Annotated in this window: 22 protein-coding genes; 8 read left to right on the top strand and 14 right to left on the bottom strand. The window is 52.5% G+C overall.

Annotation, left to right across the window (positions count from 1 at the left end; translation table 11 throughout):
- Window positions 1-94 precede the first annotated feature (94 nt).
- The 4 genes from NNO08_RS05925 to manX are packed head-to-tail and all read right to left on the bottom strand — an operon-like array spanning window position 95 to window position 3299.
- Window positions 95-553, bottom strand: coding sequence for a DUF986 family protein (locus NNO08_RS05925; protein ID WP_137381631.1), 459 nt, complete (start codon window positions 551-553; stop codon window positions 95-97).
- 60 nt (window positions 554-613) lie between these two features.
- Complete coding sequence (locus NNO08_RS05920; protein ID WP_006684184.1) at window positions 614-1465, bottom strand: PTS mannose transporter subunit IID; 852 nt, start codon at window positions 1463-1465, stop codon at window positions 614-616.
- Between the two features lie 12 nt (window positions 1466-1477).
- Window positions 1478-2278: a PTS mannose/fructose/sorbose transporter subunit IIC gene (locus NNO08_RS05915; RefSeq protein WP_005122174.1), complete on the bottom strand. Its 801-nt coding sequence runs from the start codon at window positions 2276-2278 to the stop codon at window positions 1478-1480.
- Between the two features lie 58 nt (window positions 2279-2336).
- Complete coding sequence (gene manX, locus NNO08_RS05910) at window positions 2337-3299, bottom strand: PTS mannose transporter subunit IIAB (RefSeq protein ID WP_005122176.1); 963 nt, start codon at window positions 3297-3299, stop codon at window positions 2337-2339.
- A gap of 264 nt (window positions 3300-3563) precedes the next feature.
- On the opposite strand from manX, the gene NNO08_RS23160 reads away from it, so the two are divergent.
- Both NNO08_RS23160 and yoaE read left to right on the top strand, forming a co-directional pair.
- Window positions 3564-3773, top strand: coding sequence for a protein YoaL (locus NNO08_RS23160; RefSeq protein WP_442870703.1), 210 nt, complete (start codon window positions 3564-3566; stop codon window positions 3771-3773).
- Window positions 3761-5320 carry a CNNM family cation transport protein YoaE gene (gene yoaE / locus NNO08_RS05905; protein ID WP_048211405.1) on the top strand — a complete coding sequence of 520 codons (1560 nt, stop codon included), beginning with the start codon at window positions 3761-3763 and terminating at the stop codon, window positions 5318-5320. The genes NNO08_RS23160 and yoaE overlap by 13 nt, the downstream gene beginning before the upstream one ends.
- Before the next feature lie 6 nt (window positions 5321-5326).
- Here the strand turns inward: yoaE and NNO08_RS05900 are convergent, their stop codons facing one another.
- From NNO08_RS05900 to pabB, 4 genes are all read right to left on the bottom strand, one after another.
- Complete coding sequence (locus tag NNO08_RS05900; protein WP_271441526.1) at window positions 5327-6928, bottom strand: EAL domain-containing protein; 1602 nt, start codon at window positions 6926-6928, stop codon at window positions 5327-5329.
- Window positions 6929-7058: 130 nt separating this feature from the next.
- Window positions 7059-8423: an L-serine ammonia-lyase gene (sdaA, locus tag NNO08_RS05895; protein ID WP_271456340.1), complete on the bottom strand. Its 1365-nt coding sequence runs from the start codon at window positions 8421-8423 to the stop codon at window positions 7059-7061.
- Window positions 8424-8606: 183 nt separating this feature from the next.
- The gene (locus NNO08_RS05890; RefSeq protein ID WP_271456339.1) at window positions 8607-9185 is read right to left on the bottom strand and encodes a CoA pyrophosphatase; all 579 of its coding nucleotides are present in this window, start codon (window positions 9183-9185) and stop codon (window positions 8607-8609) included.
- A 3-nt stretch (window positions 9186-9188) separates the two neighbouring features.
- On the bottom strand, window positions 9189-10550 hold the full coding sequence (pabB, locus tag NNO08_RS05885) for an aminodeoxychorismate synthase component 1 (RefSeq protein WP_271456338.1): 1362 nt from the start codon (window positions 10548-10550) through the stop codon (window positions 9189-9191).
- Between the two features lie 83 nt (window positions 10551-10633).
- Here pabB and NNO08_RS05880 point away from each other — a divergent pair, with 83 nt between their 5' ends.
- The gene (locus NNO08_RS05880) at window positions 10634-10813 is read left to right on the top strand and encodes a YoaH family protein (protein WP_003020986.1); all 180 of its coding nucleotides are present in this window, start codon (window positions 10634-10636) and stop codon (window positions 10811-10813) included.
- A 6-nt stretch (window positions 10814-10819) separates the two neighbouring features.
- Here the strand turns inward: NNO08_RS05880 and NNO08_RS05875 are convergent, their stop codons facing one another.
- Window positions 10820-11164: a RidA family protein gene (locus NNO08_RS05875; RefSeq protein ID WP_042307863.1), complete on the bottom strand. Its 345-nt coding sequence runs from the start codon at window positions 11162-11164 to the stop codon at window positions 10820-10822.
- Window positions 11165-11305: 141 nt separating this feature from the next.
- Between NNO08_RS05875 and NNO08_RS05870 the strand changes: the two genes are divergently transcribed.
- The 5 genes from NNO08_RS05870 to rnd all read left to right on the top strand — a co-directional run bounded on the left by NNO08_RS05870 (window position 11306) and on the right by rnd (window position 17740).
- Window positions 11306-13216, top strand: a complete 1911-nt coding sequence (locus NNO08_RS05870) for an ATP-dependent DNA helicase (RefSeq protein ID WP_202038440.1) — start codon at window positions 11306-11308, stop codon at window positions 13214-13216.
- A 58-nt stretch (window positions 13217-13274) separates the two neighbouring features.
- Window positions 13275-13970 carry a tRNA (adenosine(37)-N6)-threonylcarbamoyltransferase complex dimerization subunit type 1 TsaB gene (gene tsaB, locus NNO08_RS05865; RefSeq protein WP_271456337.1) on the top strand — a complete coding sequence of 232 codons (696 nt, stop codon included), beginning with the start codon at window positions 13275-13277 and terminating at the stop codon, window positions 13968-13970.
- Between the two features lie 95 nt (window positions 13971-14065).
- On the top strand, window positions 14066-14650 hold the full coding sequence (locus NNO08_RS05860) for a Slp family lipoprotein (RefSeq protein WP_137381866.1): 585 nt from the start codon (window positions 14066-14068) through the stop codon (window positions 14648-14650).
- 204 nt (window positions 14651-14854) lie between these two features.
- Window positions 14855-16540 carry a long-chain-fatty-acid--CoA ligase FadD gene (gene fadD, locus NNO08_RS05855; RefSeq protein WP_271441529.1) on the top strand — a complete coding sequence of 562 codons (1686 nt, stop codon included), beginning with the start codon at window positions 14855-14857 and terminating at the stop codon, window positions 16538-16540.
- An 84-nt stretch (window positions 16541-16624) separates the two neighbouring features.
- On the top strand, window positions 16625-17740 hold the full coding sequence (gene rnd, locus NNO08_RS05850; RefSeq protein ID WP_137381639.1) for a ribonuclease D: 1116 nt from the start codon (window positions 16625-16627) through the stop codon (window positions 17738-17740).
- A 48-nt stretch (window positions 17741-17788) separates the two neighbouring features.
- Here rnd and NNO08_RS05845 read toward each other — a convergent pair whose 3' ends face one another.
- The 5 genes from NNO08_RS05845 to NNO08_RS05825 all read right to left on the bottom strand — a co-directional run bounded on the left by NNO08_RS05845 (window position 17789) and on the right by NNO08_RS05825 (window position 24390).
- A complete protein-coding gene (locus NNO08_RS05845) occupies window positions 17789-18754 on the bottom strand; it encodes a PDR/VanB family oxidoreductase (RefSeq protein WP_271456336.1) in 966 nt (321 codons plus the stop codon).
- A gap of 59 nt (window positions 18755-18813) precedes the next feature.
- On the bottom strand, window positions 18814-20262 hold the full coding sequence (locus tag NNO08_RS05840) for an NAD-dependent succinate-semialdehyde dehydrogenase (protein ID WP_271456335.1): 1449 nt from the start codon (window positions 20260-20262) through the stop codon (window positions 18814-18816).
- An 18-nt stretch (window positions 20263-20280) separates the two neighbouring features.
- A complete protein-coding gene (gene yeaW / locus NNO08_RS05835) occupies window positions 20281-21405 on the bottom strand; it encodes a carnitine monooxygenase, oxygenase subunit YeaW (protein ID WP_271441520.1) in 1125 nt (374 codons plus the stop codon).
- 43 nt (window positions 21406-21448) lie between these two features.
- Window positions 21449-23050, bottom strand: a complete 1602-nt coding sequence (locus NNO08_RS05830; protein ID WP_137381643.1) for a BCCT family transporter — start codon at window positions 23048-23050, stop codon at window positions 21449-21451.
- Window positions 23051-23307: 257 nt separating this feature from the next.
- Window positions 23308-24390, bottom strand: a complete 1083-nt coding sequence (locus tag NNO08_RS05825) for a tartrate dehydrogenase (protein ID WP_271455111.1) — start codon at window positions 24388-24390, stop codon at window positions 23308-23310.
- Window positions 24391-24477: the final 87 nt, after the last annotated feature.

The raw sequence follows: 24477 nt of genomic DNA, 5'->3' as shown, positions 1-24477 counted from the left end.
AAGTTAAATAACATATGGGCGGGGGGGATATAGCCTTAGCTATGTTTGTTTTTCACTGAGATATAAAAAACATAGTTCAGGCTATATTTGTAAGTTATTGGTTTGAAATGAGAAGTTTATATATCTTCTCCAGGTCGTCTATATTTCGTACGCGGATAAGCAATCGTCTCTGCTCTAATTGCATCACCAGTACACCATCTTCTGATAAATTCATCTCTTTAATCCGGTTATATTCAATCCAGACATTGGCGAAGAAAAAACCTTTTTGTTTGAAAATAATTTTGGGCGTACGGATCCAGAACAGATACAACCCCATTAACACCAGTGCACATAATAACCATGTGGTGAATTGTGCTCCGTGGCTGGTGATGTTGTTGTAGATCAGAATAACAATCAAGCCTATGAAGATAACGCTGTCGACTCGACTGCGTGGAAGCAGGGCAACAGTAAGTAGAGTGGGGCCATTACGGCGGGGCATGATGAACTGATCGTAAATGGCATACGCCAGCAGCGATAAGATAAAAAGAACCAGCACCAGGTCCGTGATAGTCATGAATCCTCAGCCCTCTAAATAGAAAAACCGGGGGCAAGCCCCCGGTGATTTACAACAGTCTTACAGGCCGAGCAGGCCGACAGCGTAGCCCGCAATACCGATGATGAAGAAACCAACGATGATCCACAGCGGGTTTACTTTCTTACGCAGAAGCCACATACAGGCGAAGGTCAGCAGCAGAGGAACCAGGCCCGGCATCAGCTGGTCAAGGATTGTCTGCACGGTGGTCACACGCGTCTGGCCATCCTGACCGGTGATAGTGGAAACCACCAGTGGGATATTCACATGTGTCCACTTGTTAACCAAGGCCCCCATAACAAACAGACCGAGGATTGACGCCCCCTCAGTCAATTTCTGCAGGAAGCCGCCGCCCATATCTTTAACGATATCGACACCTTTACGGTAGCCATATGCTACACCGTAATAACGGGTTGCCAGACGTACCAGGTTAAACAGGATGAAGAACAGCAAAGGCCCAAGCAGACTACCGCTCATTGCGATGCCCGCGCCGAGCGCGGCGAATACCGGGCGCACTGTACCCCAGAAAATCGGGTCACCTACGCCTGCCAGTGGCCCCATCAGACCAACTTTGATACCGTTGATAGCACCATCATCAATCTCTGCGCCATTCGCACGCTGTTCTTCCATTGCCAGTGTAACGCCCAAAACCGGTGCCGCTACATAAGGATGGGTGTTAAAGAATTCCAGGTGACGCTTAATAGCCTGCTTACGTGCGTCGTTGTTTTCCGGGTACAAGCGGCGGATAGCCGGTACCATGGAGAAACAGAAGCCCAGCGCCTGCATACGTTCGAAGTTCCATGAACCCTGAAACAGGTTAGAACGAATGAACACGCCACGAATGTCACTCGGAGTGAGTTTTTTCTCGGTGGTAGTTTTAGTCATATCAACCATTTCGCTCACCTGCTAGTCCAGTTCGTTATCAAGATCGTTGTTACCCGCCGCCTGTACTGGCGCACCGGCTACGCGGTTATATTTCGGGCTCAGCTGAATGTAGAGGATGGCCATTACGGCACCAATCACACCCAGAGCAACCAGGTTGAAGTTAGTAAATGCCGCGGTGACGAAGCCAAGGTAGAAGAACGGCATCAGGTAGCCTGCGCGCATCATATTGATGACCATCGCATAACCGACCACGACGATCATGCCACCCGCAATATTCAGGCCGCCGGTAACGACTTCCGGAATCGCGTTCAGCATGCTCTGAACTTCACTGGTACCGACAGAAATCGCTACGATTACCGCCGGGATAGCGATACGCATAGCCTGCAGGAACAGGGAGGAAACGTGCAGCCAGGAGAGCGCCGTCAGGTTGCCGTTTTCGGCCGCCTTATCCGCCGCGTGCTGGAAGGCTACGGTGATGGTACGAACGATAATGGTCAGAACCTGGCCTGCTGCTGCCAGCGGGATAGCCAGCGCGATACCAGCACCGATACTTTGGTGACCGGCAATAACCAGAACGGTAGAGATAATGGAAGCCAGCGCGGCATCAGGCGCAACCGCAGCACCGATGTTCATCCAGCCCAGAGCGATCATTTCCAGGGTACCACCGATGATAATACCGGTTTTCATATCCCCGAGAACGGCACCAATCAGCGTACAGGCCACCAATGGACGGTGGAACTGAAATTCATCGAGTACCGACTCCATACCCGCGATACATGCGACGATGAACACCAGCACAATCTGAAGAGTGGTAATCTCCATTGTACTTCTCCTATTGCTATACAGACTTAAGTGTGAAAACTAAGTAAATGCCAGGTGGTTATTTCGCCTTGGCAATCAAATCCATCATTTTCAGTTTCTGATCGGTAGAAACCTTACGGGCTTCGAGCTCAATACCGCGTTCGTTGAGTTTCTTGAAGGCTTCGATGTCTTTTTCATCCACCGAAATCGCGTTGTTTACCTGCGTTTTACCCTGGCGGAATGCCATGCCGCCAATGTTAACAGAGGTAATTTTTACGCCACCTTCGACGATGCGTTCTACATCGGTAGGGTTGGTGAATAGCAGCATTACACGCTCACCAGCGTATTTCGGGTTGTTATAGACGCGGATCATTTTCGCGACATCAACCACGTGTGCTGTAACACCTGGCGGTGCGACCTGAGTCAGCAACGTCTTACGCACGGTATCAGCAGCGACTTCATCGCTGACGACAATAATGCGCGTTACGTTTGTTTCTTTGGTCCAGCGGGTTGCCACCTGACCGTGGATTAAACGGTCATCAATACGCGCGAGGCCGATCTGCATATAGTCGTTCGGGCCCATCGGTTTCGCGGGTGCCGCTGCTTTAGGTGCTGCGACGGGGGCAGGTGCGGCTTTTTCAACAGGTTTTGCTTTCAGCGCTTTTACGCCTTCGCTACCCGTTTCAACCGCCAGTGCGACTAATTCGTCGAAGCTGGGGTTGTCGTCACGCGCCATGAAGGTTTCTACCAGCATGGGAATGTTCACGCCTGCGATAACTTCGTAATGCTCTTTATCGACGACAATGCGGCTTGCAGCGTTAAACGGGCTGCCTCCCCATGTGTCAACGAGAAACAGCACGCCTTTACTGGTATCCAGTTTTGCTAACTGAGCGTTATACTTTTCAATCAGCGTTTCGGCATTTTCGCCTGGAACGAAATCGATCCAGCCGACGTTTTCCTGCTCGCCTAACAACATCTCTGCTGTTTTAAGTAACTGCTCTGCAGCCCAACCATGTGTGCCTATTACAATAGCAATGGTCACTTGCTACCTCCTTTATTATCGTTAACACATCAACGTGAAGATGCATTTTGAATCGCTCGTCCGCAATCGAATCGATTCAGATAAGGGTTACAAAGAAAAACCTATGATTTTCGTGAATTATTTTAGATATCGAAAAAAATATTTTATGTGATGAAGATCCGTAATTTAACTTCCGATCATAAGAAATTTCGAAGGGTGAAATATCTCCGAAACAACTTATTGCAAAGGAAGGTAAATCTTTGCTAAAAACCAGTTGTCTCTGTTATGTTTAGCATCTGTTTAATTACTCAGGAGTATAGGGCAGTAGCCCACCATATGGATCGTCACCGACGTCATTTCACCTTTAGGCTGTATCAAGCCTGTCAGTTTGGCACTTTTTGCCACAAACTTTATCTGCATATTGCTTTAACGCCTGAGATGTTCAGGGCGCAGTTTGATCATTCCTTAAGCAGGAGCTTGTCATGGAACTCTTAATGGACCCGCAGATTTGGGTGGGTTTGCTCACGCTTGTTGTTCTCGAAATTGTTCTGGGTATCGATAACCTGGTCTTCATTGCAATTCTTGCCGATAAGCTGCCACCGAAACAGCGAGATAAAGCGCGTCTCATTGGTTTGTCACTGGCGCTGATTATGCGTCTGGGCCTGCTGTCTGTTATTTCGTGGATGGTGACGCTGACAAAACCGCTGTTTACGGTAATGGACTATGCGTTCTCAGGGCGCGATCTGATTATGCTGCTGGGGGGTATCTTCCTCTTGTTCAAGGCTACGACAGAGCTGCATGAGCGGCTGGAAAACCGTGAACACGATACCGGGCAGTCAAAAGGCTATGCGAGTTTCTGGGTCGTGGTGACGCAGATTGTTATCCTGGATGCGGTGTTCTCACTGGATGCGGTCATTACTGCTGTCGGTATGGTCAACCATCTGCCGGTGATGATGGCGGCGGTGGTTATTGCGATGGCGGTGATGCTGCTGGCGTCGAAGCCGCTGACGCGATTTGTAAACCAACATCCGACGGTTGTGGTGCTGTGTCTGAGCTTCCTGCTGATGATCGGTTTGAGCCTGGTTGCCGAAGGGTTTGGCTTCCATATTCCGAAAGGTTATCTGTACGCGGCGATTGGCTTCTCAATTATTATCGAACTGTTTAACCAGATTGCCCGTCGTAACTTTATTCGCCACCAGTCGACACTGCCGCTTCGTGCGCGTACTGCGGATGCAATCTTGCGTCTGATGGGGGGTAAACGTCAGGCCAGCGTGCAGATGGAATCCGACAATCCGGTGCCCGTTCCGGTCCCGGAAGGCGCGTTTGTGGAAGAAGAACGCTATATGATCAACGGTGTTCTCTCACTGGCATCCCGTTCATTACGCGGCATCATGACACCTCGTGGTGAAATTAGTTGGGTCGACGCCGATCTGAGCGTAGCGGAAATTCGCGAACAGTTGCTTTCTTCTCCACACAGCCTGTTCCCGGTGTGTCGTGGCGAGCTTGATGAAATTATCGGTATCGTGCGTGCTAAAGAGCTGCTGGTGGCGCTGGAAGATGGTGTGGATGTTGCAGCGATTGCGTCTGCCTCGCCGGCAATTGTCGTCCCGGAAACGCTGGACCCGATTAATCTGCTAGGCGTGCTGCGTCGTGCCCGCGGTAGCTTTGTCATCGTTACTAACGAATTTGGTGTGGTGCAGGGGCTGGTAACACCGCTGGACGTATTAGAAGCGATCGCTGGTGAGTTCCCGGATGCTGATGAAACCCCTGAAATCATTGCTGACGCCGGTGGCTGGTTGGTGAAAGGGGGAACCGATCTGCACGCGCTACAACAGGCGCTGGATGTGGATACGCTGGTGGATGAGGACGAAGACATCGCCACCGTAGCTGGGCTGGTGATTGCGGCTAACGGTCACATCCCGCGTGTAGGCGATGTTATTGAGGTCGCACCGCTGAGCATTACGATTGTCGAAGCCAATGACTATCGTGTGGATTTAGTTCGCATTGTTAAAGAACAACCCGCTCACGACGAAGACGAGTAAGCGGGGTTAGCGAAACGGCATAATGGGCATGATATGGCGCCCGTTATGTCTGGCGGGTGGTGGTGTACTGCCCGCCAGCCATTTGGGAAAATCACGAAGCGGCATCGGTTTCGCATACAAAAAACCCTGCAAGATATGTACGCCATGACGGCGTAAATGCTGCGCCTGTGCCTGCGTTTCTACGCCTTCAGCCACCAGTTCGATATTCAGCCTTTTTCCCAGCGCGATAATGATGTCTGTGACGGTTGAATTCACGGCGTCGGTTCCGATCGCCGAAGTAAATGATTTATCAATTTTCAGCACATCCGGGCGCAATTTTTCCAGCCAGGAGAGCGAACTGTTTCCGGTACCAAAATCGTCAATCGCCAGCTTAACGCCGAGGCGATTCAACTCGCGCACGATCCGATAATCCACATCCAGTAAGGCATCGCGTTCGGTCAATTCAATAACCAGTTGCTGGATGGGATGCTGGCTGAACCAGTACTGATTGAGGTCTTTTAACAGCGTACCGTGGCGGAAATGGCTGGCGGCAACATTGATACCGATATGAAACTGACTACTCATCGGAAAAACGTGTCGTTGCTGAATGGTTTCTGCGATGACATGACGGGTAAGGGGGACGATCAGGTTGTGCTCTTCGGCGATAGGAATAAACACTTCCGGCGAAATCCAGCCTTGGCGCGGGTTGTTCCAGCGTAACAGAATTTCTACACCCATACATTGCTGGGTCTGTGCGTTCAGCAGTGGCTGACAAAACAACTCGAACTCGTGCGCCGCGAGAGCCAGATTAATCTCCCAGGAAAAACTCATCCTGCTGGCGGTTGCCAGCCAGGCAAGATATCCCACCAACAGGCTCAGGATCACTGCCAGCGGTAGTTGTGTCGGCAGATGTTTGATCGCCAATTCACTGGCACCTGGGCCGGTGACGCTGATCGTGAAGGGGAAATGTTGCGATGAAAGCTGATAACGTTTTTCATCGTTCAGTGCAGGCAAGGTCTCGACAACACCTTGTCCGTAGAGCAGGTGGCGGTTACCGACGGTTAAACTGGCGTTGGTGATTTGCGGTGGTTGGGGTTCCAGCAGCATGGTCGACAATAAATCAATATTGACGATTTCCACCACCCCATTTTCGCCATCCGCGGAGGCCGGATACCACTGCGTCAGAATAGGACTACCTTTAATCAGCGAATGGTCGGTGGACAACAGAAGTTGTGCCTCCCGGCTAGGTAATTCAGGTTGAATTTGGCGGATAGGCACATTGCGATAGCCAAAGATACTGGAGCAATAAAGAATCCCCCCCTGAATCAGACTGATGGAGCGCACTGTTTGTAGTCTGGCAGCATGCTTGCTCAAGGGTAAACGCGCCACAGAACAGGGAAGACCAATCAACGGGAGCAGCATATCGCGCCCGGCCTGCAGTGGGAGCAGCACATCATCCAGTGCTTCAACGGCATGATTAGCAAAAGTGACGGTGTAACGGTGATTTATATTACGCTCCGAAATAAATCGGACCGTTAATGTGAGAATGAGCGTCAGTAGTGCACATATTGTGCAGACGATTAAGCGATTACGGCGATAGTTTTGAATGATCCGTTGTGCTGTTTGCATGCGGGCCGCCCGATAAGCCGTTGGTCCCAGAAGCCAACAGCAACAGAGCAAGTGTAGTGGGGAAAATTACAGTAGACGAGCGAGAAGGGGTAAATTCGCCCATCCGTCGCAGATGGGCGAAAATTAAGTATTAGTCACACTGGACTTTGATTGCCAGGCCACCGCGTGATGTTTCGCGGTATTTGGCATTCATATCTTTGCCTGTTTCGTACATTGTTTCGATGACTTTATCCAGCGAGACGCGCGGTGCGCTGGTACGACGCATTGCCATACGTGCGGCGTTAATCGCCTTCACGGACGCAATAGCGTTACGTTCAATGCACGGAACCTGCACCTGTCCGGCAACCGGATCGCAGGTTAAGCCCAGGTTGTGCTCCATACCAATCTCGGCAGCCACACAAACTTGTTCCGGACTCGCGCCCAGTAGCTCAGCCAGACCAGCAGCAGCCATGGAACATGCCACACCGACTTCACCCTGACAGCCTACTTCGGCGCCAGAGATAGAGGCGTTCATCTTGTACAACGCACCAATTGCCCCCGCCGCCAGGAAATAACGGGTGTAGATATCCGGGCTGACAGATTCAATAAAGTGATCGTAGTAAGCCAGAACGGCAGGCACGATCCCGCAGGCACCGTTAGTGGGTGCTGTTACTACGCGGCCACCCGCAGCGTTTTCTTCGTTAACGGCCAGCGCAAACATGTTCACCCAGTCGATCACGTTCATCGGATCGTTGGAGAGCTTGTCGCTGGAGACCAACATACGACGCAGGGCGGATGCACGACGAGGAACGCGCAGCGGTCCAGGCAGAACGCCTTCGGTGTTCATCCCTCGATCGATACAGGCCTGCATGGTTTGCCAGACGTTGCCGAAGTAATCTTCAATCTCTTTCTTGCTGTGCAGTGCGAGTTCGTTCTGCATCACCATGCCAGAGAGAGACAGACCGGTGCTGTTGCAGTATTCCAGCATTTTGGTCGCGGATTTGAACGGATAAGGTACGCTGACCTCATTCGGTGCATCCTGGCCAAAATGTTCTTCATCAACGATGAACCCACCGCCAATGGAATAGTACGTTTTGCTGTAAATGACGGTTTCGCCGTTGTACGCATGGATCTGCATTCCGTTTTCATGCAACGGCAAATTGCCGTTGTGAAAACGCATGCCGTCATTCTGTGGGAAATCCACTTCGTGTTGACCCTGTGCAAGCAGCAGGCGTCCACGCGCTTCTACATCGCGGATAAATCCGGGGATGCTGTCAATGTCAACGGTAGCAGGCTCATTGCCCGCCAGACCCATAATAATGGCGATATCGGTGTGGTGACCTTTACCCGTGAGCGACAGTGAACCATACACGTCGACGGCAACACGGGTAACGCTGTCCAGTAATCCTTTTTCGACCAGGTCATCGACGAACTGTTTACCCGCCTTCATAGGCCCTACGGTATGGGAAGATGAGGGACCAATCCCCACCTTAAACATGTCGAATAGACTAATCACGATAATACTCCTACAGGGCGACTGGGCTTTCCAGTAACGATGTTATAACTGCGCATAGTGTAAGAGGGAACGCGGCGATCGGCTTAACTATTCACATGAATTAAACTAATAGATAACCGCGGTTTTACTAATGTTGTGACTTGAGTTTCAAGTTGTCTATGGTGTGCGTAAAGATAAGTATAGTCAGGGCTTCACGCCAATTTGCAGCGCCAGCTCACGAATTATTCCGGCGGTCATTCCCCAGACGAAATAGTGTTCATACCAGGAAAGCCACACACGATGTGAATCGCCACGACGGTAGATATCGAGGGGATGGTAACGACCTAAATGCAGGGCTTGCGCCAACGGCATTTCAAACACCGCTGAAACCTCATCTTCACTGGCTCGATACGGTAAATTGGGCGGGATGATACCCACCACCGGTGTGACCTGGAACCCGGTCACACTATCAACCGGCGGCAGTACGCCAATGACCTCAACGGATGAAGGCGGAATTGCGACTTCTTCCTCGGCCTCACGCAGTGCGGCGGCAACCAGCGAAGCATCGCTGCTGTCCACCGCGCCCCCGGGAAAAGCGACCTGCCCGGCATGTTTTCGCAAATGAACGGAGCGCTGAGTTAATAGCAACCCTGGCTGCGGGCGACGGACGATAGGGATCAGTACGGCGGCCTGGCGTTGGTTTAGCGCATCATGATTTACCTGCGGGCGCAGGAGTTGAAAACGCGATAAAAAATCATCAAGCGTCAGGCTGCTGTTTTCCACGTGTCAGTTCTCCAGTTGATGCAAAATACGATTCACTTTATCAAATGTTTCCTGATATTCCGCGTCTTCCTGACTGTCCGCTACAATGCCGCCGCCAGCTGAACAGTACAACTGCCCGCCGGTCGCTGTCAGGGTGCGAATGGTGATACTGGTATCCATATTGCCGCAAAAGCTCAGATAACCGATGCTGCCGCACCAGGCGTTACGACGTTGTGGCTCCAGCTCATCAATAATTTCCATTGCCCGCACTTTTGGTGCGCCCGTAATGGAGCCACCAGGGAAGGCTGCACGTAATAGATCGGTCGCGTGCAGCGTCTGTGGCAAACGTGCGGTGATGGTACTGACCAGATGATGTACGGCCGGGAAGGGTTCAACCACAAACAGTTCCGGAACCTTAACCGAGCCTGGAACGGCGACGCGTCCGATATCGTTACGCATCAAATCGACGATCATCAGGTTTTCCGCCCGATCCTTTGGTGAATTTGCCAGCTTGTCGGCTTGCTGGCGATCGGCATCAGGATCGTCCAGTCTGGGTAGCGTGCCTTTGATGGGGCGCGTCTGGATATGCTGATTTTCCAGTTGGATAAAGCGCTCCGGCGACAGGCTGAGGATCGCCCCGTCTTCCAGGCGTATAAACGCACTGAATGGTGCGCGGTTGGCGCGATTGAGCTGCACAAACGCTTGCCATTCATCGCCCTGATACTGTGCCTGAAAACGTTGGGCCAGGTTGACCTGATAGCAGTCGCCGCTGTGCAGATAGTGCTGCACCTGACGAAACTTTTCGCCGTATTGCGCACGGCTCATATTCGAGCGCCATACCGACGTTAATGTAAAGGGCTCGCGTACAGGCGGCAGTTGATCTTCGAGCCACGCCAGACGGGCATGCACATCGCTATGGCTAAGCAGTGATACAGTTTGTAGCTGGTGATCGACAATCAACGCCCAGTCATAGATACCGACGGCCATATCCGGCAGGGCGATATCGCATTCGGCGATATTCGGCAGCGATTCAAAGCGGCGGCCCAGATCGTAGCCAAACAGACCCAGTGCGCCGCCCTGGAACGGCAAGTCGGGATGATATTCAGGCTGAATAGCCAGGGCGGTTAGCGTTGAATGTAATACTGTCATCGGGTCATCAGGCGTGCGCAAAATGCCTTGCCTGTCCTTGACCACAGTCTCCTGAGCACGCGTGACCAGCGTCGCTAAGGGGTCGGCGACCAGAATATCAAAACGGTTATGCGGATGATCGGCATGACCTGAATGTAACAGCATCGCCCACGGATGCTGGCTTAAGGTCGAAAAATAGCGTTCAGCGGCGTCCTGACACCAGGGTAATGTGATTACTGCGGGAGATAACGTCTTCATCAGTCCTGACTCGTTGCTACTCTACTGGCTAACTGCCCGGTAGCATGAAATAATTAGCGCAGACAATTTAGCAGGAGTTAACAATGTTTGCAGGTTTACCTTCACTCAGTCATGAGCAGCAGCAAAAAGCAGTAGAGCGTATTCAGGAACTGATGTCGCAGGGGATGAGCAGCGGACAGGCGATTGCTCTGGTTGCTGAAGAGCTACGCGCCAGCCATACCGGTGAACGGATCGTGGCGCGTTTTGAAGATGAAGACGAGTAACGCTGCTTAAACCGCAGCGATAATCTTGATCTCGACTTTGTATTTCGGGTTCATCAACCCGGCCTGTACCGTACAACGTACCGGCGCGTGACCGGCAACGACCCACGCATCCCAGGCTTTATTCATTGCGGCAAAATCACTTTTGTCTGCCAGAAAAAGGGTGGCATCAAGGATTCGTGACTTGTTGCTACCCTGTTTTTCCAGCACTGCATCAATTTGTGCCAGCGTATTTGCAGTTTGTTCAAAGGCATCTGCATCCAGGTTCTCCGGTACGCCGGTGTAGTACAACGTGTTGTTATGGATAACCACGTCAGACCAACGTGCTTCGGCATCAATGCGCACAATCGTCATAAATCATTCCTTATTTACATTTTTCTTCATGGGCTTCAGATTGCGCCAAGACTGCCATAATGTTGCGCCCGCGTCACCTCTTCAACTGGCGAAAGACCCGCCGGCCTGACATAATCCCTGTTCAAATGAACAGGGGGCAGTGTGACGGACGATTTTGCAGCAGACGGTCAATTGGCTAAAGCGATACCGGGTTTTAAACCGCGTGAACCACAGCGACAGATGGCAATTGCTGTCAGCCATGCCATTGAAAAATCACAACCGCTTGTTGTAGAAGCCGGCACTGGCACAGGTAAAACATACGCTTATCTCGCCCCGGCGCTTCGCGCTGGAAAGAAAGTGATCGTGTCGACGGGATCGAAAGCGTTGCAGGATCAGCTCTACAGTCGCGATCTTCCCACCGTTGCCAAAGCACTGAAATTCACCGGTAAGCTGGCGTTGCTAAAAGGGCGCTCCAACTACCTGTGTCTGGAACGCCTCGAACAGCAGGCGCTGGCGGGGGGCGATCTGCCGGTACAAACGTTAAGCGATGTCATACTGCTGCGCTCATGGTCAAATCAAACGCTTGATGGGGATATCAGCACCTGTGTCAGCGTGGCGGAAGATTCACAGGCCTGGCCACTGGTGACCAGCACTAACGATAACTGCCTGGGTAGCGACTGCCCGCTGTATAAAGAGTGCTTCGTCGTCAAAGCCCGTAAAAAAGCAATGGATGCAGATGTGGTGGTGGTCAACCACCATCTGTTTCTCGCCGATATGGTGGTGAAAGAGAGTGGATTTGGTGAATTAATCCCCGAGGCAGATGTGATGATCTTCGATGAAGCCCATCAGCTACCGGATATCGCCAGCCAGTACTTTGGTCAATCACTTTCCAGCCGACAACTACTCGACCTGGCGAAAGACATTACGATTGCGTATCGCACAGAATTGAAAGACACACAACAGCTACAAAAATGCGCTGATCGTCTGGCACAAAGCGCGCAGGACTTTCGCTTACAGCTCGGCGAGCCCGGCTATCGCGGAAACCTCCGAGAGCTGTTGGCTGACCAACGTGTGCAACGGGCGTTTCTACTTCTTGATGACACCCTTGAGCTGTGCTACGACGTGGCGAAATTGTCCCTCGGGCGCTCTGCGCTGCTGGATGCCGCGTTTGAGCGCGCCACGCTGTACCGTGCCCGATTAAAACGCCTGAAAGAGATCAATCAGCCAGGATTCAGTTACTGGTATGAATGTACGTCCCGGCATTTTACGCTCGCATTGACGCCGCTTACTGTGGCCGACAAATTCAAAGAAGTGATGGAACAAAAGCCGGGGTGCTGGATATTCACCTCCGCGACATTGTCGGTAAACGACGATCTTCACCATTTTACGGCGCGGTTAGGCATTGATGAAGCAGAGTCGATGCTGCTGCCGAGCCCCTTTGATTACACGCGTCAGGCACTGCTGTGCGTACCACGCAATCTGCCGCAAACCAACCAGCCTGGCGCGGCGCGTCAACTGGCTGCTATGTTGCGCCCTATTATTGAAGCGAACAACGGGCGCTGCTTTATGCTGTGTACCTCGCATGCAATGATGCGCGATCTGGCAGAGCAATTCCGTGCCACCATGACGCTTCCCGTACTTTTACAGGGCGAAACCAGTAAAGGGCAACTGCTGCAACAGTTTGTCAGTGCAGGGAATGCCTTGCTGGTTGCCACCAGTAGTTTCTGGGAAGGGGTAGACGTGCGTGGTGATACGCTGTCGCTGGTGATTATCGATAAATTGCCATTTACTTCCCCGGACGATCCGCTGTTAAAAGCGCGGATGGAAGACTGCCGCCTGCGCGGTGGCGATCCTTTCGAAGAGGTTCAGCTCCCGGATGCGGTTATCACGCTGAAACAGGGGGTAGGGCGACTGATCCGTGATGCTGACGATCGCGGTGTGCTGGTGATTTGTGATAACCGCCTGGTGATGCGACCTTATGGCGCGACCTTCCTGGCAAGCCTTCCGCCTGCGCCACGCACGCGTGATATTGCGCGTGCAGTTCGCTTTCTTGCGATACCATCGGCTGAGTAATTTGTTACGGAGTGTGGTAAGATGCGCGCCAAATTTATTGATCTGATCACAAATACCCATGCGAATTCTGGCTATCGATACCGCCACAGAGGCGTGCTCTGTTGCCCTGTGGAATGACGGTACTATCAAGGCTCACTTCGAGCTTTGCCCACGAGAACATACCCAACGAATTTTGCCGATGGTCCAGGAGATCCTGGCTGCAGGCGATTTAACGCTCACCGATATTGATGCCCTGGCATTTGGTCGCGGCCCCGGCAGTTTCACTGGTGTACGCATCGGTATTGGTATCGCTCAGGGGCTGGCGCTAGGGGCGAATTTACCGATGATCGGGGTTTCTACTCTGATGACAATGGCACAGGGTGCCTGGCGTAAATCCGGTGCGACACGCGTGCTGGCAGCGATTGATGCTCGTATGGGTGAAGTTTACTGGGCTGAATACCAGCGTGATGATGATGGCATCTGGCACGGCGAAGAGACAGAAGCGGTGCTAACGCCGGAGCAGGTACACGATCGCCTGCTGCAGCTTTCTGGCGACTGGCTAACCGTTGGCACGGGCTGGCCAGCCTGGCCTGAACTCGGCAAAGACAGTGGTCTGACGCTGAACGATGGCGACGTATTGCTTCCAGCGGCAGAAGATATGCTGCCTGTCGCGACGCAAATGCTGGCATGTGGCAAGACCGTGGCTGTTGAACATGCTGAACCGGTTTATTTACGTAACACCGTGGCGTGGAAGAAACTTCCTGGTAAAGAATGAATCTTAGTAGTAAATCCCCCGGTTAATACGAACAGCCGCCGATGTGCTGTTGTCTGAACGTGCCGGGGCAGGCGCTAAGAAAAGGGAGTCGCAACATGGTGGTCCAAAAGCAGTTAATGAAAGGTGTACTGGCAGGCGTATTGGCGTTATCGCTAAGCGGCTGTGTCACCATCCCGGATGCGATTAAAGGTTCGAGCCCGACACCGCAGCAGGATCTGGTGCGGGTGATGAATGCGCCGCAGTTGTACGTCGGACAAGAAGCACGTTTTGGCGGTAAGGTGGTGGATATTCAAAACCAGCAGGGGAAATCCCGACTGGAGATCGCCACTATGCCGCTCGATAGCGGGGCACGACCGATTCTGGGCGAAGCGTCACGCGGGCGGATTTATGCCGATGTTAACGGCTTCCTCGACCCGGTAGATTTTCGTGGTCAACTGGTCACTGTAGTCGGACCCATTAGCGGAACAGTGGACGGAAAAATTGGTAGTACACCGTATAAGTTCATGCTGATGCAGGTAACTGGTTATAAACGCTGGCATATTACCCAGCAGATTGTGATGCCTCCGCAGCCGATTGACCCCTGGTTCTACGGTGCGCGTGGCTGGCCTTACGGTGGCTACGGCGGATGGGGATGGTACAATCCCGGCCCCGCACAGGTTCAGACGATAGTAACAGAGTAACTCTTTGTTTTAATGGTAAAAGAAACAGCGGCTCGTCCGCTGTTTCTGCATTAACGTGGATATAAGAAAAATAAATAGTGACGTGCTTCGCAACCTTGTCGTTGTGTAATAAACAAACTGGTACGCTGAGTTAATATTATGTTAACAGTTTGTTTATTGTCTGGGGTTGTGATGACGACGAATACGCATTTTAGAGGTGATGTATTGAAAAAGGTTTGGCTTAACCGTTATCCCGCAGGTGTTCCCGCGGAGATCAATCCTGACCGTTATCAATCCCTGGTGGAACTCTTCGAACACTCAGTAAGGCGCTATGCCGATCAGCCTGCGTTTATGAACATGGGGGAGGTGATGACCTTCCGCAAGCTCGAAGAGCGCAGTCGGGCATTTGCGGCTTATTTGCAACAAGGACTTGGACTGAAAAAGGGCGATCGCGTGGCACTGATGATGCCCAACCTGTTGCAATATCCTGTTGCACTGTTTGGGATTTTACGTGCCGGCATGATTGTGGTGAACGTTAACCCGCTGTACACGCCACGCGAGCTGGAGCATCAGCTCAACGATAGCGGTGCGTCGGCGATCGTCATCGTCTCTAACTTTGCTCACACGCTGGAGAAAGTGGTCGATAAGACCTCGGTTCAACACGTGATTCTGACGCGTATGGGCGATCAGTTGTCGACCGCGAAAGGGACGCTGGTTAACTTCGTCGTGAAGTATATCAAGCGTCTGGTGCCAAAATATCACCTGCCGGATGCCATCTCATTTCGCAGTGCGCTGCAAAACGGCTACCGCATGCAGTATGTAAAGCCGGAAGTCGTGTCTGAAGATTTGGCTTTTCTGCAGTATACCGGTGGTACCACCGGCGTGGCGAAAGGCGCAATGCTTACGCACCGTAACATGCTGGCTAACCTGGAGCAGGTTAACGCCACTTACGGACCATTGCTGCATCCGGGTAAAGAGCTGGTGGTGACGGCGCTACCGCTGTATCACATTTTCGCGCTCACCATGAACTGCCTGCTGTTTATTGAACTGGGTGGGCAAAACCTGCTGATCACTAACCCGCGTGATATTCCGGGGCTGGTGAAAGAACTGGCAAAATACCCGTTTACCGCGATGACCGGCGTCAATACGTTGTTTAACGCGTTGCTGAATAACAAAGAGTTCCAGCAACTGGACTTTTCGTCGTTGCACCTGTCTGCAGGGGGCGGAATGCCCGTTCAGCAGGCGGTGGCAGAACGCTGGGTGAAGCTGACCGGCCAATATCTGCTGGAAGGTTATGGTCTGACCGAATGTGCTCCACTGGTAAGCGTTAACCCGCACGATATCGACTATCATAGCGGCAGTATCGGGTTACCAGTTCCGTCTACCGAGGTCAAACTGGTGGATGATGACGACAATGAGGTTCCGCCGGGAGAGCCGGGCGAACTGTGTGTTAAAGGACCGCAGGTGATGTTGGGCTACTGGCAGCGCCCGGATGCGACCGATGAAATTGTCAAAAATGGCTGGTTGCACACGGGTGATATCGCAGTAATGGACGACGAAGGCTTCCTGCGTATTGTCGATCGTAAGAAAGATATGATTCTGGTGTCGGGTTTTAACGTTTATCCGAACGAAATTGAAGATGTCGTCATGCAGCACCCCGGCGTTCAGGAAGTGGCTGCCGTCGGCGTACCGTCGGGCAGTAGCGGTGAGGCGGTAAAAATCTTTGTGGTGAAGAAGGATGCTTCGTTAACCGATGAAGCGCTGGTTACTTTTTGCCGTCGTCATCTGACAGGCTACAAAGTTCCGAAACTGGTGGAATTCCGTGATGAGTTGCCGAAATCTAACGTCGGTAAAATTTTGCGACGAGAATTACGTGACGAAGCCCGCAGCAAAGTGGACAATAAAGGCTGAGCGTTAAGACAGCCAGCAGAAAACGCCGGATAATCCGGCGTTTTTTTTGGCGAAAACCTAAGAGAGCACGATTTGAATTATCAAATGATCACTACGGACGACGCGTTAGCCACGCTGTGCGAAGCCGTCCGTGAATTTCCGGCGATAGCCCTGGATACAGAATTTGTTCGCACGCGTACCTACTACCCGCAGTTGGGGCTGATCCAGCTGTTTGATGGCAAACACGTTGCTCTGATTGACCCGCTAGGGATCACCGACTGGTCGCCGCTGCGCGATATCCTGCGTGACACTGCGATCACTAAATTTCTGCATGCCGGAAGTGAAGACCTGGAAGTGTTTCTCAACACGTTCGGTGAACTCCCGCAACCACTGATCGATACACAGATTCTGGCCGCCTTTTGTGGACGCCCGCTGTCGTGGGGCTTTGCTGCGATGGTGGAAGAATTCACCGGGGTGGCGCTGGATAAAAGTGAATCACGCACCGACTGGCTGGCCAGACCGCTGACTGAGCGGCAGTGCGAGTATGCGGCGGCAGATGTCTGGTATTTATTACCGATCACCACAAAACTGATGGCAGAAACGGATGCGTCCGGCTGGTTGCCCGCTGCGCTGGACGAATGTCGTTTGATGCAACAGCGTCGTCAGGAAATTCTGGCACCTGAAGATGCGTGGCGAGAAATTACCAATGCCTGGCAGCTGCGTACCCGTCAGCTCGCTTGCCTGCAACTCCTGGCCGACTGGCGGTTACGCAAAGCGCGTGAGCGTGATCTGGCAGTGAACTTCGTGGTGCGCGAAGAACATCTGTGGGCGGTTGCCCGCTATATGCCGGGAAGTCTGGGAGAACTGGATAGCCTGGGCCTCTCAGGTAGTGAAATTCGCTTCCATGGCAAGACGCTGATTTCACTGGTCGAGAAAGCGCAGGCAATGCCGGAGGAAGCATTGCCGCAACCGTTGCTGAATCTGATGGATATGCCGGGTTATCGCAAGGCATTCAAAGCCATTAAAGCCCTGGTGGCCGACGTGAGTGCGGAGCAGAATCTTAGTGTGGAACTCCTTGCTTCGCGTCGTCAAATCAACCAGTTGCTAAACTGGCACTGGAAATTAAAGCCGCAGGCGTCCCTGCCGGAGCTGATTTCCGGTTGGCGTGGCGAACTGATGGCCGACCGCCTCAAGGCGCTGCTGCTGGACTATCCGCAGTAAGCGATCAGGCCGACCGGGTAGTCCATCGCTTATCCGGTCGGTAAAATTCTACAAATCTAGCACCAGGCGTTTGCCTTTGGCGCGTGAACAGCAGATAAGCATGCTCTGCTGGCTGGCTTTTTCGTCGTCGCTAAAGTAGTGATCGCGGTGATCCGCTTCCCCTTCAAGAATCGCCGTCTCGCAGGTACCGCACACGCCTTCACGGCACAGACACTCGACTCTGGCAGCTTTGTTATTTTCGATAACCTGCAGAATAGTCATCTCTTGCGGAACGACAAACTCACGTCCGGAACGTGCCAGCACGAGGGTGAACGCATCACCGCTCTTATCCTCTACCGCAAATTGCTCAAAATGCAGCGTATTGTTATCCAGACCGTGGCGTGCGGCCTCGCTTCTTACGGCATCGTTAAGCACGGCCGGGCCGCAGGTATAAATGTGGGTGCCGGGTTCTACATCGGCAAGCAGACGTGCCAGGTCGAGGCGTGTGCCTTCGCTCGAAAGATGCAGATGAATCCGATCGGCCTGGTGGTGCTGTTTCAGTTCATCATGAAACGCGCAGTTTTCCGGGCTGGGTGAACAGTAATGTAGCTGCCACTCTGCCTGGGCATTTTCGAGTTCCGGGATCTGCGACAGGAAGGGCGTAATACCAATGCCACCAGCAATTAACAGATGCTTTTGCGCCTGCGGTTCGAGGGCGAAAAGATTATTGGGCGTGGAAATCGTCAGCGTATCGCCGGGTTTGACCTGCTGATGCAGGTATCGTGAACCGCCTTTGGAATTCTCCTCCAGGCGCACAGCAATTTGCCAGGTGCGGGTATCCAACGGTGAGCTCATCAACGAGTACGCGTTGCTATAGAGATTTTCGCCATCGCGCATTTGCACGATAATATGGCTGCCTCCCTGGAACGCAGGCAACAGATCGCCTGAGGCAGCCGTTAAGGTGAAGCGCTTTACATGCGCGGTAATCGTTTCAATCTGACTGACCTGAACTTCTCGCATTTGATATTCAGACATTGCGGCACTCCCTAAAAAATCTGTCCGGCGCGGGTTACCCGCCACGCCGGAATCTGTCGTTACAGCCCCTGGCAGAGATATTTCATTTCCAGGTAATCTTCGATACCGTGTTCGGAACCTTCTCGCCCCAACCCTGACTGCTTCACACCACCGAAAGGGGCGACTTCATTCGAGATCAGTCCGGTGTTTATACCGACCATGCCATACTCCAGTTGCTCAGAAACACGCCAGATGCGCGCGGCATCATTGCTGTAGAAGTAGGATGCCAGTCCATAAATGGTGTCATTTGCCTGGCGGATCACATCCTGTTCATCTTCAAACTTCACCAGCGCGGCGACCGGTCCGAATATCTCTTCCTGGAGCAACTGCGTGCCCGGCTGCACGTTACCGATGACGGTGGGCGTAAAATAGTGTCCTCCCAGCGCATGGCGCTGACCTCCGGTTAACAACGTGGCGCCCCGCGTCAACGCGTCATCGAGAAGCGACTGCACTTTGTCTACGGCAGCGGTATTGATTAGCGGACCGATTTGTACGCCGGGTTGCTCACCGTTGCCGACTTTCAGAGCGGCGACCCGAGCCACGAATTTCTCACAAAACGCGTCATAAACAGCCTGATGAATGTAAAAACGGTTCACGCAAACGCAGGTTTGTCCGGCATTGCGGAATTTAGCCACCAGCGCGCCTTCAACGGCTTTGTCGAGATCCGCGTCCTCAAATACGATAAACGGCGCGTTGCCGCCCAGCTCCAGTGAGACCTTTTTGATAGAATCGGAACACTGACGCATCAGTACGCGCCCTACCTCGGTAGAGCCGGTAAACGACAGTTTGCGTACGCGATCGTCAGCGGTGAACACTGCACCAATTTCGCGAGACTTTCCGGTCACGACATTGATAACACCCGCCGGAATACCGGCCTGACGTGCAAGTTCTGCCAGCGCCAGAGCGGTAAACGGTGTTTCGTTGGCCGGTTTTACTACCATCGTACAACCTGCGGCCAGCGCGGGGCCGGCTTTGCGGGTGATCATTGCCGCAGGGAAGTTCCATGGCGTAATTGCCGCGCAGACTCCGATACCCTGATGGATCACCATCAACCGCTTATCCGCCGCAGGTGAGGGGATTATCTCGCCATTAGTACGTTTAGCCTGCTCGGCAAACCACTCAATAAACGACGCGGCATAGACAATCTCTCCTTCAGCCTCAGCCAGCGGCTTGCCCTGCTCGGCGGTCATGATTTGCGCCAGCGCCGTTTTGTTGTCGAGAATTAAATGATGCCAGGCTTTAAGCAACGTGGAACGTTGGGCTGCGGTCATTGCCCGCCAGGCCGGTAGTGCCTGAGATGCGGCATCAATGGCGCGTTGCGCCTCTGACGTTCCCATGTTGGGAATTTGCCCCAGAACGGCCCCTGTTGCCGGGTTGCTGACCGATAACGTGTTACTGTCATCGGCATCACACCAGTGTCCGGCGATAAACGCCTGCTGGCGAAAAAGTGAAGTCTGAAAAACGGTCATAACGAACTCCTTCGCGGATTAATCCTTAAACACCTGAGCGACCAGATTATGGAAATGGGCAATGCCATGTTCGGAGATTCCGCTACCGCTGGTATCCGCCATAATGCGTCCCTGTCCACGATAGCCACGTGATTTCAGACCTTTTTGTACGCTCTCAACCAGGCGTAAATCCTCAGGGCGAAAGACATTGCGATACCATTCGATCAGCGCTTTTTGCTCTTCGGTCAGCTCTTCATTAGTGAAATAGATGTCGTAGTTTTGCAGTGTGGTTTCTGCATCTACCGGGAATTCATAAATAACGGTCATCATGCCTTTGATTGGCGTGACGTTGAGCATGGTGCACGGCCACAACCAGAAGCCGTGGAACGCAGCATCAACACCTTCTTCGAACTTAAACGACTGCTCAGAGGGTTTGGCAAAACCGTATTGCAGCGTCCAGTTGCCGTGCATGGTATGCCAGTAACGGTCAACCTGTACTGAGTCGGAAAAACCTGGATGGGCCGGACCGCAGTGGTAGCACTCCAGATAGTTATCAACGATATTTTTCCAGTTGGCCGGCGTGCGGGTAGTGAAACGCGCGGCGAGCTTTAGATCGTGCACGTCAGGGCAGGCCTCGACGACTTTGGCTGCCAGCCCCGGAAGCTGATCTTCAACGCTACCGGCGTTCGGGTCCATATTGATGAAGACAAAACCGGCATATTCTTCGAGTCGTACTGGTGTCAGATGAGCCTTTTCACTGTCAAAGTTGGCGACGTTTTCACAGTTACGGGCATGCGCCAGATTGCCATCAAGTTTGAACGCCCACGCGTGGTAGGGGCAGGTAATCACGTTTTTGGCTTTCCCTTCGCCGCTCAGCAGTTGATGACCACGATGCGGGCAGACATTGTAGAAAGCGCGCAGTACATTATCGCGACCACGTACCAGCACGATGTTCTCACCAATCACTTCACGTGTGACATAGTCATTTGGCTTTGCCAGTTCGCTGCTGTGGGCAACACAAATCCAGCTTTTGGCAAACACGTTCTCTTGCTCGTGTTCAAAAGCCTGCTGGTCGGTATAGAACCGTGCCGGGATAGTCCAGGCGTCCTGCGGATTGGCACAAAAATTTTGCGGCAGAATAAACTCAGGGCTCAGATTGCTCATTGGATTACCTTTAATTTGTGAGTAAGAGGTTTTTTACTGGCGCTTAATTGCCGCCTTTGAGTAGTGTCCCGGCCGGTGGCGTGACAGGCGCGTCGACCGGTGCTTCGGGAAGATGACTTTCAATTTGGTGAGCAGGAACATGGGCATAGTCCTGCCGTACCCAGCGAAGAAAACCGCCGACCTTCACCAACAGGATGGCGAGGAAGGGAAGGGCGGTCAGAACCACCGTGGTCTTCATTGTTTCCAGAGACGCACCAGTGAATAAAATGGATAATGGAATCAATGTGATGACTACACACCAGAACAAACGTAAGCCACGTTCAGGATCTTCTCCTTCCTGTAGGTTACGTGTGCTGGTGGCTGCCATGGTGTAGGCCACAGCATCCATATGCGAGGCAAGGAAAATAATCATGATGGCCAGATATGCGACCAGGAACAGCTTCCCGGCTGGCAATGACATCAGTACCTGCTGCACCGCCGTTTCGCCGCCCTGCGTTGCCATGATCTGCGGGATATCAATCACGCCATTGACAAACTGGTGGATAGAGTAGCTCTCCATCACCCCGAAGAAGAACCAACAGCCGACGGTACTGCCAAGGATTAATGCCCAGATAACTTCTTTGATTTTGCGCCCGCGAGAAACGCGCGTCACAAACATAGCGACGCCTGGGGTGTAGGAGATCCACCACAGCCAGTAGAACACTGTCCAGTTGCGGGTAAATTCACCGTTACCGAGCGGGTCGGTAAACAGGCTCATTTGCAAAAAGTTTTGTGTCGTCAGGCCGATAGCGTTGATGATGTTATTGGTGATGAACTCGGTTGGGCCGACAATCAGTACGACCAATGGCAGTAAAAATGCCCCCCAGCCCACCATCTTGCTCAGACGTTGCAGACCATTGTTGATGCCAATCCAGGAGCTAAGGCAGAAGATGCCGCCAGAGAACAGAATCACAAAGGCTTGCACTGTAAAGTTATCCGGTAAACCGGTAAGCGCTGATAAACCACGGGTGAAGGTTGCAGCGGTAACGACCAGGGAGATGGTTAACGCGCCGACGGTGGCGATCAGGAACATCAAATCGACCAGTCTTCCCCATACGCCCTGTGGATGAACGCCGGTGATAGCAGCAATTATCCCGGACAGGCTCAACCCTTTGTTTTTACGCACATGGAAATGGTAGGCCATGGTTAACGAGGCCAGTGTGTAGGTCGCCCACGCGCTGATCCCCCAATGGAAAAAGGAATAGGGCAGACTGAATTCCAGCGCTTTTTGTGAGTGTGGGGCGATGTTCAGACCCGGTGTTTGGTAGTAATAGGCCCATTCAGCAACACCCCAGTAGAGCGTGGAGGAGCCTAATCCAGCGCAAATAAACATAAACAGCCAGGAAAGCGTACTGTATTCTGCTTTACCTTCACCGAGGCGAATATTGCCGTATTTGCTGGTGGCCAGCCAGACAACCAGCCCCATAGCCATGAGGACCAGGATCTGCACGGCGGAACCCAGCATGCGAGTGACACCGTTAAAAATGGTATTCGCTACTTGTGCAGACTGCTGAGGGAAGAGACTGAGTGTGGCGGCGATAAAAAGAATAGCCACCAGGCTGATGGCTATTAGTGGCACATCTTTTTTCTTTACGTTGCTCAACATGGATGATCTCCTGGGCATAGTCGCCCGCGTTTGGCATTAGCCTGTCGTTGTTATCATGCTGTAGGGTAAGATTCTGTCGCTTCGTATTTAACAATTTTATTATTTGTTCTTTACATGAATTAAACAATTGCTTGATGCGTGAAGCAATAAAACACGGAACGGAAATAATAAAAAGTGAATTCACGCAGGTTATTTGACGTACAGAACACATAAAAAAACCGCGTCAGTGACGCGGCTCATATTTCGTGGTTTGACCTCTAACGCAGTGCCCGGCAGATAGCGTCACCTACCTGTTGAGTGCTGGCATTGCCTTTCATATCCGGCGTTTTAGGGCCGCTGGCAATCACCTGTTCAATCGCGGCCAGAATGCCATCGTGGGCGGCCTGATAATTCGCATCGCCGTTGCCAAGGAAATCCAGCATCATCGCACCAGCCCAGATGGTGGCAATTGGGTTAGCAATATTCTTACCGTAGATATCCGGGGCCGAACCGTGGACCGGTTCGAACAACGATGGGAAGGTCCGTTCCGGATTTAAGTTTGCTGAGGGTGCAATGCCAATCGTGCCAGTACAGGCTGGACCTAAATCGGACAGGATGTCGCCAAACAGGTTAGAGGCGACCACCACGTCAAAACGCTCCGGTTGCATGACAAAACGGGCGCACAGAATGTCGATATGCTGTTTATCCCAGCGGATTTCAGGGTACTGGGCAGCCATTGCTTCAACACGCTCATCCCAGTAAGGCATGCTAATGGCAAGGCCGTTTGATTTAGTGGCCGAGGTCAGTGTCTTACGCGGACGGCTCTGTGCCAGTTCAAACGCGTAACGCAAAATGCGATCAACGCCACGACGCGTGAAGACCGACTCCTGAATGACCACTTCATGTTCGGTCCCCTCGCTTACGCGCCCCCCCAGTGAAGAATACTCGCCTTCGGTGTTTTCACGCACAACGTAGAAATCAATGTCGCCGGGTTTCTTACCCGCCAATGGGCAAGGAACACCAGGAAACAGGCGTACCGGACGCAGGTTGACGTATTGATCGAACTCCCGACGAAACTTGAGTAACGAGCCCCATAGTGAGATGTGATCCGGTACAGTGTCCGGCCAGCCGACGGCACCAAAGTAGATAGCATCGAAGGATTTCAACTGTTCATGCCAGTCATCCGGCATCATCTTGCCGTGATGCGTATAATACTCGCAACTGGCCCATTCTATTTGCTCAAAGCTGAGCGACAGGTCCCAGCGTTCGGCGGCTGCCTGTAACACATGAATGCCTTCAGGCAGGACTTCTTTACCAATGCCATCTCCGGGGATAGCGGCAATACGACAGGTTTTCTTCATAGCAGCTCTCACTTGTACGCCATCAAAATTGACTTTCCCCTTATCCTATAATTGACTGATTAATAGTTAATCCCTCCAACTGGTGAA

Origin of the sequence: Citrobacter sp. Igbk 17 (assembly GCF_028069775.1) — a bacterium.
In the GTDB taxonomy this organism is placed as follows: Bacteria; Pseudomonadota; Gammaproteobacteria; order Enterobacterales; family Enterobacteriaceae; genus Citrobacter.
This window is presented reverse-complemented; position numbering and strand designations above follow the sequence as displayed.